The following is a 251-nucleotide window of genomic DNA, read 5'->3' as shown; positions in this document are numbered from 1 at the left end:
GTATCTGCGCCATATCCTGAGCGTACTGCCGGAATGGCCCTCCAACCGTGTTGACGAACTGCTGCCATGGAACGTAGTTTTCACCGATAAATAAGTGTCAATACGGCGCTCTGTTGACGCTTACCAACATGTTCATGACCACCACGTTTATACCGGTGAGTCGGCTGCTGACAGCTGACCAGCCCCAGCTCTTTCATGAGCCTGCCAGCAAGCCAGCGTCCCATCTGGTAGCCTCTCCGGGTTGCCATTGT

Annotated in this window: 1 protein-coding gene and 1 pseudogene; one reads left to right on the top strand and one right to left on the bottom strand. The window is 54.6% G+C overall.

Features of this window, described 5'->3' with window-relative positions; genetic code table 11:
* Positions 1-94 (top strand): transposase domain-containing protein (locus tag C7B16_RS24740; protein WP_143192629.1); only part of this gene is annotated, 94 nt, incomplete at its 5' end.
* 31 nt (positions 95-125) lie between these two features.
* Here C7B16_RS24740 and C7B16_RS24425 read toward each other — a convergent pair.
* Positions 126-251 (bottom strand): annotated as a pseudogene (locus C7B16_RS24425) (IS3 family transposase); the annotation flags it as partial.

This window comes from Escherichia sp. 20412-1 (genome assembly GCF_003027595.1).
In the GTDB taxonomy this organism is placed as follows: domain Bacteria; phylum Pseudomonadota; class Gammaproteobacteria; order Enterobacterales; family Enterobacteriaceae; genus Escherichia; species Escherichia marmotae.
This window is presented reverse-complemented; position numbering and strand designations above follow the sequence as displayed.